Genomic DNA, 14,296 nt, shown 5'->3' on the forward strand with positions numbered 1-14,296 from the left:
CCATCTCGACGGAGTTGATGATGTTCAAATTCAAGATTGATAAAGCCGCGTTTTCCGCACTGCCGGACGAACACAAAGCCATGTATCAGGAAGCCGGAGACGGTTACCAGCTGGCTATTGAGGGGCTGCCTGACGTGTCGGGCCTGGAGGCCAAAGTAAACGAGCTGCTGGGCGAGAAAAAGGCCGAGAAGGCCAAGCGTGAAGCCGCCGAGAAGGCAGCGCGCGAAGCGGCAGAGGAAAAGGCCCGCAAAGAGGGCGACGTGACCGCCATCGAAAACAGCTGGAAACAGAAGCTGACCGACACCGAAGCGCGCTATCAGAGCCAGATCGAGAGCCTGAACGGCTCGCTGAATACGTTGCTGGTGGACAACGTGGCGCAGAGCCTCGCAACCAAATTAGCGGGCGAAGCCGCGCCGGTCATGCTGCCGCATATCAGGAGCCGCCTGGCAGTGGAAATGCAGGACGGCAAGCCGGTTACCCGCGTGCTTGATGCCAGCGGTAAGCCTTCGGCGCTGACCGTTGACGAGCTGGGCGCGGAGTTCAGCGGCAACAAAGCCTTTGCGGGCGTGATCATCGGATCAAAAGCAAGCGGCACCGGCGGCGCGGGTGACCCTTCGAAACCTGCCAGCGGCGCTGACGGGCTGGGCGGCAACGACCTTGTGAGCGAAGCCGCGAAAATTATTAAAAATATGGGAAATGAATAATGACTCTTAACGTATTCCAGGCACAAGTATCTACCGCGGCGACCGAACTGGTGGCCCAGCAAGTACAGCGATTCAACGCGGCTTCAGGCGGCGCGCTGGTGATGGGCTCTGGCGATCACATCGGTGATTACATCGAGCGCACCAGCTGGCAGCTTATCGGCGGTATGGCGCAGCGCCGTAACGCCTACAAAGACGGTGACCTGACCCCTCAGGAGCTGGGCCAGATTCTGGATCGCATGGTGAAAGTTGATGGCCGTATTGGCCCGATTTCGATCACGCCAACCATGATGAAGCGCCTCGGTAAAAACGTAGATGAAGCGTCCTCTGTCGTGGCTGCGCAGGCTACCGAAGCCATGCTTCAGGACTACCTCAACGCGACGTGTGGCGCGCTGCTGGCGGCCATCAAAGGTAACAGCAACATGGTTACCAACCTTTCCACCGCTGAAGGCGTGAAACCATCACTGGCGGGCCTGAACAAAGGCGCACGCCCGATGGGTGATGCCTTCTCGCGTCTGGTGGCGTGGGTGATGGATGGCGCGACCTATAACGATTTCATCGACGAGTCGCTGACCAACGCCAACCGCCTTTTCCAGATCGGCAACGTGAACATCATGCAGGACGGGCTGGGCCGCCGCTTCGTGATCTCCGATATCCCGGCACTGGCTGAGGGTGATCTTCAGCACGTTCTCGGTCTGACCGCTGGCGCTGCTGCGGTGCAGACTTCCCCGCTCAGCATGGCGGCGCAGCCGGTACTGGGCAAAGAGAACCTCAAAGCGCTGATGCAGGGCGAATACGACTACACCGTCGGCCTCAAGGGTTATCAGTGGGCCGATAGTGCCATCAAGTCGCCGACCGATGAGCAGCTGACCACCTCCAAAAACTGGAAGAAAGTACGCACCAGCGACAAAGACACCGCTGGCGTGCTGGTCACATTCGGGAAAACCGCCCCGGCAAAGTAAAAACCGTAACTGTGAACGGCCCGGCGGGGGTGAATGTGGGGGAAACCATCACGTTAACCGCTGCCGTTGAGCCTGCCGACGCCGAAAGCTACACCCTCGCATGGTCTGTTGACGATGAAGCTGTCGCGACCATCGATCCGAAAACCGGGGTAATGGAGGGTGTGGCCGCTGGCACCGCCGCCGCTGTCTGTACCGCGCAGAACAGCGACGGCAGCAAGGTAGCCAGCGAGGCGCACGCAGTTACGGTTTCAGCACCAGAGTAACGCTTAAGGGGCTTCGGCCCCTTTTTTCATGGAGATCCCCATGATCGATAACGACCCGACTTCCCCGACGTTTAACAGCTATGGCGACGTGGCGGGCCTGCTGGATTTTGCTTCTTCCCGTGGTTATGACGTGCCGGAGGAATCGGCGGAAATGCTGCTGTTTCAGGCGCTCGACTATCTGAACATCCAGCCGTGGACAGGAAAGCCAACGAAACCGGCCCAGCCGCTGCCGTGGCCGCGTGCAGGCGTAACGGTAGGGGGTGAGCCTTTCCCCGACGATGAAATCCCGCAGGCGCTTATTCAGGCGCAATACCGGCTCGCTGTTTCGGCGCAGGAAATCGACCTGATGCCGGGCTTTGGCGGCGCGCAGGCGCTGGAAGAAGCGGTGAGTGGCGCAGTCTCCATCAAATACAGCGAGCAGACGCTGGGAGCCGGGGTTTATTTCCCCTGGTTGCGCCCGCTGCTGGGGGAACTGCTGGGCGCCGGGGCGTCGTCCGTTAACTTTCGCGTGATGAGGGATTGAGCCATGCCGATCAGTTATCCGCGAATGAGGGCGACGGCTAAAAAGCTACTGAGCTGCAACGGCACCACCTGGAAGATCACCCGGCCCGGAGGGGTTGAAGTGATCGCCGGGGTGGAACACGTCCGGCCAGAAACCCGCTTTGATGCCGTCGGCGTTCGCAGTGATTACCAGCCCGCAGAGGTGGACGGCACCCTAATCATCGGCGGCGACGTGCGGATCGTGTTTACCGCCGATCAGGAGCTGCTGGTGGGCGATCTGGTGGATATCGACGGCACGCAATACCGCATCGTTAAGCCGAACCCGGTTAAGCCTGCCGATCTGCTGATCTGCTACCGCGCGCAACTGAGGGCATGACATGAGCGAAAACGCCGCCTTTATGGCCTCCATAAACGCATTTGTGGACAGGGCGAAAGCCAACCAGGAAACAGTGGTGCGTGCGGCCAGCCTGCGCATTCTGGCGCGCCTGGTGCAGATGTCACCCGTTGATACCGGGCGCTTTCGCGGTAACTGGCTGGTGGGCTTTAACAACGCGCCGGACGGCACGCTTGCAACGGTCGATAAGACCGGCACCGAAACGATAGCCCGCGGCTCGCTGGTGATCGAGCGGTTTAAGGTGGGCATGACGTCGGTTTACTTTACCAACAACCTGCCCTACGCCTACGCGCTGGAAATGGGCCATTCACAGCAGGCACCGGGCGGCATGGTACGCATCACCGCCGCTGAGTTTCAGCGCTTCTTTGATGCCGCAGCGCGGGAGGTGCGAACGTGATCCCCGATATCGGCGCGGCCATGAATGCCCGGCTGGGCGCATGGGCCGACGGCCAGAAAATCCCGCTTTTCATCGAGAACTGCCCCGGCGACAAGCCCGCAGGCATTTTCCTGGAATCGTTCGATATGCCCGCCACGCCGCAGACGCTCGATCTCGGCCTGACCTGCCACGTTTACCCCGGCATTTTTCAGGTGAATGTTGTTGTGCCGGTCGGCAGCGGAACGAGTGTCGGTCGAGCGCTGGCGCGCCAGGTGGCGGCCCTGTTCCCGGAGGGGCAGAGCGTGCAGGGCGACGGCTTCGCCTGCTGGGTAAGCGCTCAGCCCGCTATCTATGCGGGCGTGCTGAACCCACGAAACACCCGCTACTCAATCCCGGTAAGCATCCCTTACCGCGCTGACATTTCCAGCTAACCCGGCACCCGCCGGGTTTTTTATATCCATTTTCACAAGGAGGCCAGAATGGGCTTTCAACTTCCTAACGGCTCGACCATTCAGGTGGGCTCTGAGTTCGGCGATGAAATCAAAGTCACCGCCGTTTCTAACGCCAAAGGCGCGGTTTTCACCTGCGCAGAGGGCCACGGCCTGAAAACCGGCGACGAGGTGCTGATCACGTCCGGCTGGCCGCTGATTAACTACCTGGCGGCGCGCGTCTCTGACGTTACGGAAAATGACGTAACGATCGGCATCATCGATTCCTCTGATGAAAACTTTTTCCCGAAAGGGAACGGCGTCGGCTCGCTGCGCAAAATCACCGCCTGGACGCTGATCCCGCAGATTACCGAGCTTTCACAGTCCGGCGGCGATCAGCAGTACATCCAGATCCAGTTTCTGGAGGATGACCGCCAGCGCAACCTTGCGACCTACAAGGCCGCGAAAACGCAGACCATCACCCTGGCGCATGACTCCAGCCTCCCGATCTATGAGGTGCTGAAAAAGGCCGACCGCCGCGGCGATACGCTGCCGCTGAAAATGTACGTGCCGAAAGCCACCGAAACCCGCTACTGGAGCGGCACCCCGTCGTTTGACCCGCAGCCGCAGACCGCCGTTAACACCGTTGAGACGGTGCAGGTTTCGTTTGCCGTTAAGTCGATGGACATGGCGTTTTACAAGGATCAGGACGCCAGCGCCCCTAAGCCGTGATCCCGGCGCTTAACTGCGCCCCGCAAGCAATCTCCCTTTAACCCGCGAAATACAGCCGCCCTGGCAACGGGGCGCTAAGGAATCCGATATGTCCACTAAATTTGCATTACACCCGAACCCGACCTTTAAAGCCGACGTGAAGATCCCGCGTGCCGGTGATGATGATGGCGTGCTGACCTTCACGTTTAAACACTACCCGCTCGATCAGCTGGCGCAGCTGGAAAATATCGATGAAAAGAACGCCATCGACTTTTTAACCGATATCACCACCGCCTGGGCGCTGCCTGACGAGTTCAGCCGCGAGAATCTGGAAACGCTCCTGAATAACTACCCCGGCGCGCTGAAGGCCATCACAGAAACCTACTATCGCGAACTGCTGGGCAACCGCGAAAAAAACTAATCCGGGCTGCCTCCGCGTTCTATACGCCTGACCCGACCGCCGAAGAACTGGCCGCCTTTGGCCTGACGGCGGACGACTTCGACGACGAAGTGATCGAGGTGTGGCCCGACTGCTGGGATGCGTTCTGTATCTTCCAGGCGTGCGCCACGCAGTGGCGGGCCGGGGCGAGCGGCGCAACCGGTCTTGATTACAACGTCCTGCCCTGGCTGATGAAGTTACATGGCGTAGAGGACGAGGCGGCAGCCCTGCGGGATATCCGCGTAATGGAGCGCGCCGCACTGAACACGATTTATAAAGATCAGGGGGCGGAATGAGTGATATCGCCACAATTTCCCTTCGCGTAAACACCACCGATCTGGATCGAGGAAACCGGGCGTTAGCTGACTTCCAGCAGGCGGCCGGCAGCGCCGCGAAGGGTGCCGACGACCTTAATTCTAGTTTCCGGGCTGGTGCCGAGAGCCAGAAAAAAAGCTCTGCAAGCCTGCGCGAGCAAAAGCAGGAGTTACAGGCGCTGCTGAATAAAATCAGCCCGGTAAACAAGGCGCTCGATGAGCTGGACACCATCCAGCAGAATCTCGCCAGCTTTCGCGGCAAATCTCTGGTAAGCCTTGAGCAGTACGAGCGCTACAACGAGATTTTAGAGACCACGCGCACCAGATTACTGGAAACGCAGGACGCGGAAACGGCAGAAGGGCGGGCGCGACTGGAGCAGGCCAGGGCGGCGCAGCGTGCCGCGGCAACGGCACAATCCTTTGTATCTTCGTTAGAGGATCAGGTAAACGCCATCGGTAAAACCCGGATCGAACTGCTGGAGCTGAAAGCGGCACAACTGGGCGTAGCCCAGCAGACGGCGCCGCTTATCGCCAGGCTGCGCGAACAGGACGAGGCCTGGAAGAAAGGCGGCATTAGCGCGGGCCAGTATCAGCAGGCTATGCGCATGTTGCCCATGCAGATCACCGACGTGGTGACGTCTCTCGCATCGGGAATGCCGGTCTGGATGGTGGCTATTCAGCAGGGCGGCCAGATCAAGGATTCTTTCGGGGGTATTGCCGGAGCGCTGCGGGCGCTCATGACGTTCGTCACGCCGCTAAACGTGGCTATCGGCACCGCTGCGGCAGTATTCGGCACGCTTGCCTATAGCGTACTCAAGGCGAATGATGAATTCGTTAAGATCCGCGAAAGCATTGAAAAAACGACGGGGCTTAGTGGTGACTTTTCCGACAAGGTAGCCTTAAGCGTTCAACATCTGGCCGACGTATCCGGCCAAAGTGCTGACGATGTTGCAAAGGCATACATCACCACCAAAGACAGCGCCAGCGACGCTATCGACAAGTTGATCGATGTGGGGATGAACTATGAGCAGGCTGCGGCGAGAGTTAAAGAATACAAGGATGCATCAAATTTCACCGCGCTGAACAACATCATCGCCGACCACCAGCAGAAAGTAGCCGCCCTCGGCGATACCTGGCTGGATGTTGCCGCTAAAAAAGCTAAAGGGCTGGCGATTGGCACGCTGGCATTCTCCACTGGTGCAATGTCAGATATTCAGATGCGCCAGGATGAGATTAAAGGGGAAAGCGTTCGGCAGCGCGCTCTGCAAACGCAAAAGGACATGGAGGAAGTCCTCAAGGCGAGCAGCAAGCACGTCAAGGCGGTTACAGATGAAACGGAAAAGCAATTCTATTCGACCAACCGGATAGCCAATGCGCAGCGCGAGCTGAACCAGTTACTAGAAAACCAGAAAACACTGGCGGGAACCGGCAACGAGGCGGCGCAGAAACAGGCGCAATATCTCATAGACCAGAAGCGAAAAGAGATTAAGCAGCTTCAGGATCTGGAGAACAAAAAAGGCAAGCCGAAGGGAAGCGGCACTATTGAGCGTTCATCCGATAATGCCCAGCGCGACCTGCTGGCGCTGCAAGCCGAGCTGGACGTGTTGCAAAAGCACCGCCAGGCGAATGACGTTATCAGCCAGCAGCGGCGAAACCTTTGGAAAACTGAATCTGAAATCGCCATTTTGACCAAAAAGGCGCAGGAGGAAGGATTAAGCCAGCAGGAGCAGATCACTCTTGCGGCTGACAAGCAAACACTGGCCTATCGCCAGCAACTGGCAGCCCTGGGCGACAAGGTGGAACAGCAGAAGAAGCTTAACCAGCTTGAGCAGCAGGCGACCAGATTTGCCGAACAGCAGGCAGCAAAGCGCGCTGAAATTCAGTCCAAAATGGATGGGAAGTCGAGCCGGGAAGCCGAGCGTGACGCCGAACGCGACCGCATCAATACAACCTATGCTGCAAACCCCGAGGCGCGCAACCGGGCGATACAAGAGCTGGAGGCCACCTATCAGAAAGAGAACAAGCTACGCGATGACTGGAGAGCTGGTGCAAAGGTGGCGTGGGCTGACTATGAAGACAGCGCAACTAACACCTTCCAGCAGGTTTACGATTTCAGCCAGAACACCTTTACCGGAATGACCAGCTTCCTGGTAGACTTCGTTACCACTGGGAAAGCCAGCTTTAATGATTTTCTGTCTGATGTGCTGAAAGGGCTTGCGCAAATGCTCGTTAAGATGGCTGAAGTACAGGCCATGAAATCAGCAATGGGCGCTTTAAAGGGAACGGCAATAGGTGACTTTTTCGGTTTTGCCACTGGAGGCTATACCGGCCCCGGCGGCAAGTACGAGCCAAAGGGGATTGTCCACGGCGGCGAATTTGTATTTACGAAAGAAGCCACTGAACGAATTGGCGTTAACAACCTTTACGCCATGATGAACGGGGCGCCGGGATATTCTGATGGCGGTTACGTTGGCAAGGCTCCGCGCGCCGGGTTGACTGGCGGATCTGGCTCGGTAACTGTTCAAACTTCCGTTACGGTTAACCAGAGCGGTGGCAGCGACGACCAAAAACAGCAGAGCCAAAACTCGGCGGCTGTTCAGCGTGCTTATCAGCAAACCATCAACGAATCCATCCGCGCAGGGATCATGAGAGAGACGCGGCCAGGCGGCATTATCTGGAACGCAACAAAAGCCCGATAAATTGACCGTCCGCAAAGTGTTGGGCCAGTGCCGCGCTAGGCTTTTCGGTTGCACAAATTAAAACCAATGATACCGGGAGGAACGATGAAAAAGATTGGATGCGCCGTTTTGGCCGTTGGCCTGATTTGGGCCGTTATTGCCTTAAACATGGATGTTACCGTGCTTACCGAAAGCGGGAGAAGGGTTAATAATCTGGGGCTTATCGCCTCGCGGCAAAATCATATCTTCATCGGTGCCTTTATAGTGCTTTGCGGCTTGCTAATGATCTTGTTTGGCAAGGGTGAAAGTGAAAAGCAGGTTAAATGCCCGTTTTGTGCCGAGCCAATCAGCCCAGAAGCCCGCAAATGCAAACACTGCGGAAGTGCGGTTGAGCCTGCAAGTGTGGCAGCGCCGGAGCGCGAGCGGGTCGGGGCTGACTTCGTGATCGGCGAAGGGGAAGCCGCTGAACTGAACCGCGCCGCCGTTAAGGCTTTGGCCGCGTCCTATGTTGCCCGGATGCCTCGCCAGCAGGCAAGCGTGATTATGGCAAGCAACGAGCAGGAAATTAACCAGCTTCGCGCCGGGATGCCGCAACTTTGCGCCGAACGGTTTGATGCCGCGCTGGAAAGCGAGCTAACGGCGCTACAGCACGTATGGGGCGCGGCGAAACCCTGAAATACATTATTGACCATCAGACCCGCCCACCGTGGCGGGTTTTTTATTGCCCGGAGGAAACCGGATGGCAATCGAAACCTTTAGCTGGCCGACGCAGATCCAGGCAGGTATGCAGGGCGAATACACAACAACCGTTCGCCGCGCGAAATTCGGCGATGGTTACGAGCAGGTGGCCGCCGATGGCATCAACCCGGAGTTTCAGAGCTGGCCGGTCGAGATGAGCGGCATAAATGGCGAGATGCTGGCCGTGCTGGCCTTTGTGCGACGACACGTCGCCAAATCCTTCATCTGGACGGCGCCGAACGGTGAAACGAGCCTATGGCGCGTCGACCCTGAATCAATCCGCTCGGCCCCGCTCTCCCGTAACGTGATGACCATCAACGCCACATTTAAGCAGGCTTGCGCACCATGACTACCACCAACCGCCCCGTAAAACTTTATCGTGATTATCAGCAGCTGGAGCCCGGCAACACGATCCGGCTGTTTGAGGTGAGCGGCGAGTCTTTCGACATGCCCGACGTGCTGCGCTTCCACTCCTACAACCTGCCGCACACTCCCGAGGAAATCGCCGCTGCGGGTGGCGACGAAAACAAGCTACCGGCCAAATCAATCTGGTGGCAGGGCGAAGAATATTCCGCCTGGCCGTGCCAGATTGAAGGCATTGAGGCATCAACCGACGGCACCTGCGCACAGCCAAAGCTCACCGTCGCAAACCTGGACACCTCGATCACCGCGCTTTGTCTCGCGTATGACGACCTGTTTAAGGCGAAAGTGATAATCAGGGAAACCCTGGTGCAGTACCTCGATGCGCGTAACTTCCCCGATGGCAACACGACGGCAGACCCGACCCAGGAGATCCGGCGCGTTTACTACATCAACGGCAAATCCAGCGAAACGAACGAGGCCGTGGAGTTTGTCCTCTCCAGTCCAATGGATCTGGAGGGGTTACAGCTGCCGCGCCGCCAGCTGCATTCCCTGTGTACCTGGTGCATTAACGGCAAATACCGCAGCGGCGACGGCTGTTCCTACGCTGGCACGCGCTATTTCGACCGCCTGAATAACCCCGTGGACGATCCGGCTCTGGACGTCTGCAACGGCACGCTGACGGCCTGCAAGCTGCGATTCGGTGAGGCGCAGCCGCTCGACTTCGGCGGATTCCCCGGCACCAGTCTTATCAGGAGCTAAACGTGGATGAAAAACTGATTCAGGAGATTAAAGCGCACGCGGCGCAGACCTACCCGCAGGAGTGCTGCGGTCTTGTCATCCTGCAGGACGGCCAGCCGCGTTATATCCCCTGCAGAAACACAGCCACCGACCCGGCGGAGCATTTCCGCATCGCGCCGGAGGACTACGCCCGCGCTGAAGATCAGGGCGACGTGGTGGGCATCGTTCACAGCCACCCTGACGCCACCAGCCAGCCGAGCGAGCTGGATAAGGCGCAGTGCGACGTTACAGAGCTGCCCTGGCATATCGTGAGCTGGCCGGAGGGTGATTTACGCACCATTTACCCGCGCGGCGAGCTGCCGCTGATTGGCCGCCCGTTTGTGCTGGGCGTCTATGACTGCTGGGGGCTGATCATGAGCTATTTCCGGCAGGAGCACGGGATCGAGCTGCGCGACTACCGCGTCGATTATCACTGGTGGGAAGCCGGACACACTGAAAATTTTTATCAGGATTGCTGGTATGAATGCGGCTTTCGGGAGTTCGACGGGCCGCCACGGCCGGGCGACATGGTGATCATGCAGGTAAGCGCACCGCGCTGGAACCACGCCGGGATTTTGCTGGAGGGCAACATGCTGTTGCACCACCTGTACGGCCACCAGTCGGGGCGCACGCCTTACGGGGGCTACTGGCGTGAACGAACCATGAAGATTGTGCGCCACAAGGATCTGACGGGGGAGGCATGACGCAGACATTAACGAAAATCGAGCTGGGCGGCGCTCTGGCGCGACAATTTGGCAAAACCCACCTCCGGGCCGTCAAAAGCACGGCGGAGGCCGTGAGGGCGCTCTGTTGCACGATCCCTGGCTTCGAGAAGTTCCTGAACACCAGCAAACAGCGCGGGCTGGCTTACCACGTATTCCGGGGCAAGAAAAACCTCGGCGTGGATGAGCTGGGCTTTCCTGTTACCGGCGATGTGATCCGCATCGTTCCCGTGGTTATCGGCAGCAAACGGGCGGGCATCGGCCAGACGATTTTAGGGGCGGTGCTGGTAGTGGTGGGGGCGGTGATCACTTATTTCGGCGGCGGTGCGGTAGGCGTTCCCATGATGAAAATGGGCGCGGCCGTCATGCTGGGCGGTGTTATCCAGATGCTTTCCCCCCAGGTGCCGGGCCTTGCCAGCAAGCAGGATGCCGACAATCGCGCGTCTTACGCCTTCGGCGGCGTGACCAATACCGCCTCCCAGGGCTACCCGGTGCCGCTTCTCTATGGCAAACGCCGGATCGGCGGGGCGGTGATATCGGCGGGCATCTATGCCGAAGATCAGCAGTAAGTTAAACCAGATAACAGGCCGCCTGCGGGCGGCTTTTTTGTGGGCGCAATATGACAGAAAAAGCGATTCATGGCGCGAAAGGTGGCGGCGGCAAGCAGCACACCCCGAAAGAGCAGGACGACAACCTGCTTTCCGTCGCCAAAGCCAAAGTGCTGGTGGCGCTGGGTGAAGGGGAGTTCGACGGCCAGCTTGATGGCAAGTCTATCTTCCTGGACGGCACGCCGCTGGTTAACCCTGACGGGAGCGAGAATTACCCCGGCATAAAATGGGAGTTTCGCCCCGGCACGCAGGCCCAGGAATACATCCAGGGCATTCCCGGCGCCGAAAACGAATTCCCGCTTTCCAATATGCAGATCACCACGGAAAAGGGCTGGACGCGAACCTTTGACGATTCCACGCTTTCCGCCGTTCGCCTGCGCATCAAATGGCCGCAACTGTTTCAGCAGAAAGATAACGGCGACATGGTGGGCTACACGCTGCAATACGTCATTGAAATGCAGGTTGACGGCGGCAACTGGAAAGAGGTGCTGAAAACAGCCGTATCCGGCAAAACCACCAGCGGCTACGAGCGAAGCCACCGCATTGATTTACCCGCCGGTAAAACGTGGAACATACGCCTTCGCAGGCTGACACCGAACGCAAACAGCGCACGCATCGGCGATACCATGATGCTGCAAAGCTACACCACCATCATTGATGCGAAGCTGCGCTATCCGAACACCGCCTTGCTCTACATGGAATTCGATTCGAGCCAGTTTAACGGCTCCATTCCGCAAATCTCCTGCGAGCCGCGCGGGCGCGTGATCCGCGTACCGGCGAACTATGACCCCGATACACGCAGCTATACCGGCGCCTGGGATGGCACGTTTAAATGGGCGTGGACGGATAACCCTGCCTGGGTGTTTTACGATCTGGTGCTGAACGACCGTTTCGGGCTGGGCGACCGGCTGGATGCCGACAACGTGGACAAATGGGCGCTCTATCAGGTGGCGCAATACTGCGATCAGCTGGTGCCGGACGGCAGGGGCGGCGACGGCAAAGAGCCGCGGTATGTCTGCAACGTCTATGTGCAGAACCGCGCCGATGCCTTCACCGTTTTACGAGATTTCTCGGCCATCTTCCGGGGCATGACCTACTGGGGCGGCGATCAGCTGGTGACGCTGGCAGACATGCCGCGCGATGTGGATTACGTCTACACCCGCGCGAACGTGGTGGAGGGGCGCTTTACCTACGCCAGCAGCACGACAAAGGCCCGCTACTCTACGGCGCTGGTGAGCTGGTCTGATCCCGATAATCAGTACGCCGACGCGATGGAACCCGTATTCGAGCCGGATCTGGTTAACCGCTACGGCGTCAACCAGCTTGAGATAACCGCCATCGGTTGTACCAGGCAGAGCGAGGCCAACCGAAAGGGCCGCTGGGGCATCCTGACCAACAACCGCGACCGCATCGTTACGTTCGCCGTGGGGCTCGACGGTAATATCCCGCTGCCGGGCTATATCATTGCCGTGGCTGATGAAATGCTTTCCGGGCGCGTGATGGGCGGGCGCATCAGCGCAGCCGATGGCCGGACGGTCACCCTCGACCGCGTGCCGTCGGCGAAAAATGATGATCGGTTGCTGGTAAACCTGCCTGACGGCACCGTCCAGGCCCGCACCATTGCCACGGTTTCCGGTAACGTGGTGACGGTCACCGCCGCCTGGGATACAACGCCGGACGCCGGGGCGTGCTGGACGGTCGAGAGCGATGATCTGTACGCGCAGCAGTACCGCGTTACCAGCGTGACGGATAACGGCGACGGCACTTACAACATCGTTGCAGCCTGGCACGACCCGGACAAATACGCGCGTATCGATACCGGGGCAATCATTGACGAGCGCCCGATCAGTGTTGTGCCGCCGGGCCACGTTGCAGCCCCGCAAAACGTGAAGATTGAAGGCTTCACGGTGATTAATCAGGGCATGGCGATCCAGACCCTCCACGCCACCTGGGATGCAGTTGAAGGGGCTATCGCTTATGAGGCCCAGTGGCGCCGCGATAACAACAACTGGGTGAACATCCCGCGCTCCTCGGTCTGCGGCTTCGATATCGATGGCATTTATGCGGGTGGATACCTGGTGCGCGTGCGTGCGATTAACGCCGTGGAAGTCTCCAGCGTATGGGGTTATTCAGAGTTAACGGCGCTGACCGGCAAGCAGGGGAACCCGCCAAAACCGGTTAATTTCTCTGCCGAATCGCTGAACTGGGGCGTGCGTCTGAGCTGGGGCTTCCCGGCTGACACCAGCGACACACTCAAAACCGAGATCCAGTATGTGGTGAACGGTGACACCGATAACCCGCTTTTGCTGGCTGATGTGCCTTATCCGCAGCGGGATTATTCGCAGCTCGGCCTGAAAGCCGGACAGCGGTTTTTATACCGCGCGCAGCTGGTCGATAAACTGGGCAACGAGTCGGGCTGGACAGACTGGATCGAGGGTATGGCGAACGACCAGGCCGGGGATTACCTGGGCGATATTGCCGATGACTTTCTGACGAAAGAAGACGGCGAAGCGCTGTTAAGTCAGATAACCCTCGACCCGGAAGCCATCCTGCAGAACGCCCTGAACGGCCATGACACGGTGATTCAGCAGTGGAAGCAGTACGGCAAAAACCGCGCTGGCATCATTCAGGCGCAGACGCTGGCCGCCGATGCAAACAAGTCCGTAGCGGCGCTGGAAACCACCGTAAACGCGAAATTTGAGGATTTCGAGGCCACCGCCTCCCGCCTGGAGAAAGCCACGGCAGACAACACCTCAGCCATCAGCGAGATCAACGATACGGTTGTGGCAAAGTTCGGCGAGGTGGCCGCCGCGGTTGAAGGCAAAATGGATGCGTATGTTGACGCCAGTGGCGGCTCGGCCATCTACACCATGAAAACCGGTGTGGAGTACAAAGGGAAGTATTACGACGCCGGGATGTCGGTTGCCGTGACCGTAAACGGCCAGGCCGTTGATACTCGTTTCGCCGTGAATGCCAACCAGTTTGTTGTGATGAGCGGCAGCGGCGACAACCGTTATTCACCGTTTGCGGTTGTGAACGGGCAGGTGTTTATGAACAGCGCCTTTATTCAGGATGGCACAATTACAAACGCCAAAATTGGCGCAGTAATTCAGGCGAACAATTATGCCGCGGGTAAAACCGGCTGGATGATTAATAAGGCTGGCGCCGCTGAGTTTAATAACGTGACGGTGCGAGGAACCATTATCGCAACGCAGGGGCAGTTTTCTATGGCCGGTGCCGGTAATACCGTTGTTATTAACGGCAATGGCGTCACCGTCAATCTGGCTAATGGTGGCCGTATTATTCTGGGAACGTGGTAGC

At 58.5% G+C, this 14,296-nt stretch carries 17 protein-coding genes; all 17 read left to right on the forward strand.

What is annotated here, in order from left to right:
• The first annotated feature begins 20 nt into the window (after nucleotides 1–20).
• The 17 genes from AACV31_RS00305 (at nucleotide 21) to AACV31_RS00385 (ending at nucleotide 14,295) form a co-directional block, all read left to right on the forward strand.
• Nucleotides 21–704: a hypothetical protein gene (locus AACV31_RS00305; RefSeq protein WP_165154920.1), complete on the forward strand. Its 684-nt coding sequence runs from the start codon at nucleotides 21–23 to the stop codon at nucleotides 702–704.
• Nucleotides 704–1,663, forward strand: a complete 960-nt coding sequence (locus AACV31_RS00310) for a major capsid protein (protein WP_165154919.1) — start codon at nucleotides 704–706, stop codon at nucleotides 1,661–1,663. Before AACV31_RS00305 ends, AACV31_RS00310 begins: the two co-directional genes overlap by 1 nt.
• Before the next feature lie 35 nt (nucleotides 1,664–1,698).
• Nucleotides 1,699–1,926, forward strand: a complete 228-nt coding sequence (locus AACV31_RS00315; RefSeq protein WP_239985030.1) for an Ig-like domain-containing protein — start codon at nucleotides 1,699–1,701, stop codon at nucleotides 1,924–1,926.
• 40 nt (nucleotides 1,927–1,966) lie between these two features.
• Entirely contained in the window at nucleotides 1,967–2,449 is a 483-nt protein-coding gene (locus AACV31_RS00320) for a DnaT-like ssDNA-binding protein (protein ID WP_165154915.1), read from the forward strand.
• Between the two features lie 3 nt (nucleotides 2,450–2,452).
• Nucleotides 2,453–2,803, forward strand: a complete 351-nt coding sequence (locus tag AACV31_RS00325; protein WP_165154913.1) for a hypothetical protein — start codon at nucleotides 2,453–2,455, stop codon at nucleotides 2,801–2,803.
• A gap of 1 nt (nucleotide 2,804) precedes the next feature.
• Entirely contained in the window at nucleotides 2,805–3,218 is a 414-nt protein-coding gene (locus AACV31_RS00330) for an HK97 gp10 family phage protein (protein WP_165154911.1), read from the forward strand.
• The gene (locus tag AACV31_RS00335) at nucleotides 3,215–3,628 is read left to right on the forward strand and encodes a phage tail terminator-like protein (RefSeq protein ID WP_165154909.1); all 414 of its coding nucleotides are present in this window, start codon (nucleotides 3,215–3,217) and stop codon (nucleotides 3,626–3,628) included. Before AACV31_RS00330 ends, AACV31_RS00335 begins: the two co-directional genes overlap by 4 nt.
• A 48-nt stretch (nucleotides 3,629–3,676) precedes the next feature.
• Nucleotides 3,677–4,357 carry a phage tail protein gene (locus AACV31_RS00340; RefSeq protein WP_110783079.1) on the forward strand — a complete coding sequence of 227 codons (681 nt, stop codon included), beginning with the start codon at nucleotides 3,677–3,679 and terminating at the stop codon, nucleotides 4,355–4,357.
• A gap of 88 nt (nucleotides 4,358–4,445) precedes the next feature.
• Complete coding sequence (locus AACV31_RS00345; protein ID WP_165154907.1) at nucleotides 4,446–4,757, forward strand: phage tail assembly chaperone; 312 nt, start codon at nucleotides 4,446–4,448, stop codon at nucleotides 4,755–4,757.
• 62 nt (nucleotides 4,758–4,819) lie between these two features.
• Nucleotides 4,820–5,071 carry a DUF1799 domain-containing protein gene (locus AACV31_RS00350; RefSeq protein WP_097566006.1) on the forward strand — a complete coding sequence of 84 codons (252 nt, stop codon included), beginning with the start codon at nucleotides 4,820–4,822 and terminating at the stop codon, nucleotides 5,069–5,071.
• Nucleotides 5,068–7,788 carry a phage tail tape measure protein gene (locus tag AACV31_RS00355; RefSeq protein ID WP_165154905.1) on the forward strand — a complete coding sequence of 907 codons (2,721 nt, stop codon included), beginning with the start codon at nucleotides 5,068–5,070 and terminating at the stop codon, nucleotides 7,786–7,788. Before AACV31_RS00350 ends, AACV31_RS00355 begins: the two co-directional genes overlap by 4 nt.
• Nucleotides 7,789–7,872: 84 nt before the next feature.
• Nucleotides 7,873–8,442, forward strand: coding sequence for a zinc ribbon domain-containing protein (locus AACV31_RS00360; protein ID WP_165154903.1), 570 nt, complete (start codon nucleotides 7,873–7,875; stop codon nucleotides 8,440–8,442).
• Between the two features lie 64 nt (nucleotides 8,443–8,506).
• Nucleotides 8,507–8,854: a phage tail protein gene (locus AACV31_RS00365; RefSeq protein ID WP_165154901.1), complete on the forward strand. Its 348-nt coding sequence runs from the start codon at nucleotides 8,507–8,509 to the stop codon at nucleotides 8,852–8,854.
• Nucleotides 8,851–9,627 carry a phage minor tail protein L gene (locus AACV31_RS00370; protein ID WP_165154899.1) on the forward strand — a complete coding sequence of 259 codons (777 nt, stop codon included), beginning with the start codon at nucleotides 8,851–8,853 and terminating at the stop codon, nucleotides 9,625–9,627. Before AACV31_RS00365 ends, AACV31_RS00370 begins: the two co-directional genes overlap by 4 nt.
• A gap of 2 nt (nucleotides 9,628–9,629) precedes the next feature.
• The gene (locus tag AACV31_RS00375; protein ID WP_165154897.1) at nucleotides 9,630–10,349 is read left to right on the forward strand and encodes a C40 family peptidase; all 720 of its coding nucleotides are present in this window, start codon (nucleotides 9,630–9,632) and stop codon (nucleotides 10,347–10,349) included.
• Entirely contained in the window at nucleotides 10,346–10,936 is a 591-nt protein-coding gene (locus AACV31_RS00380) for a tail assembly protein (protein WP_165154895.1), read from the forward strand. The genes AACV31_RS00375 and AACV31_RS00380 overlap by 4 nt, the downstream gene beginning before the upstream one ends.
• Before the next feature lie 50 nt (nucleotides 10,937–10,986).
• Complete coding sequence (locus AACV31_RS00385) at nucleotides 10,987–14,295, forward strand: host specificity protein J (RefSeq protein ID WP_165154893.1); 3,309 nt, start codon at nucleotides 10,987–10,989, stop codon at nucleotides 14,293–14,295.
• The last annotated feature ends 1 nt before the right edge of the window (nucleotide 14,296 follow it).

The organism is Cronobacter sp. EKM101R (assembly GCF_963888145.1).
GTDB classification, from domain to species: Bacteria; Pseudomonadota; Gammaproteobacteria; order Enterobacterales; family Enterobacteriaceae; genus Cronobacter; species Cronobacter turicensis.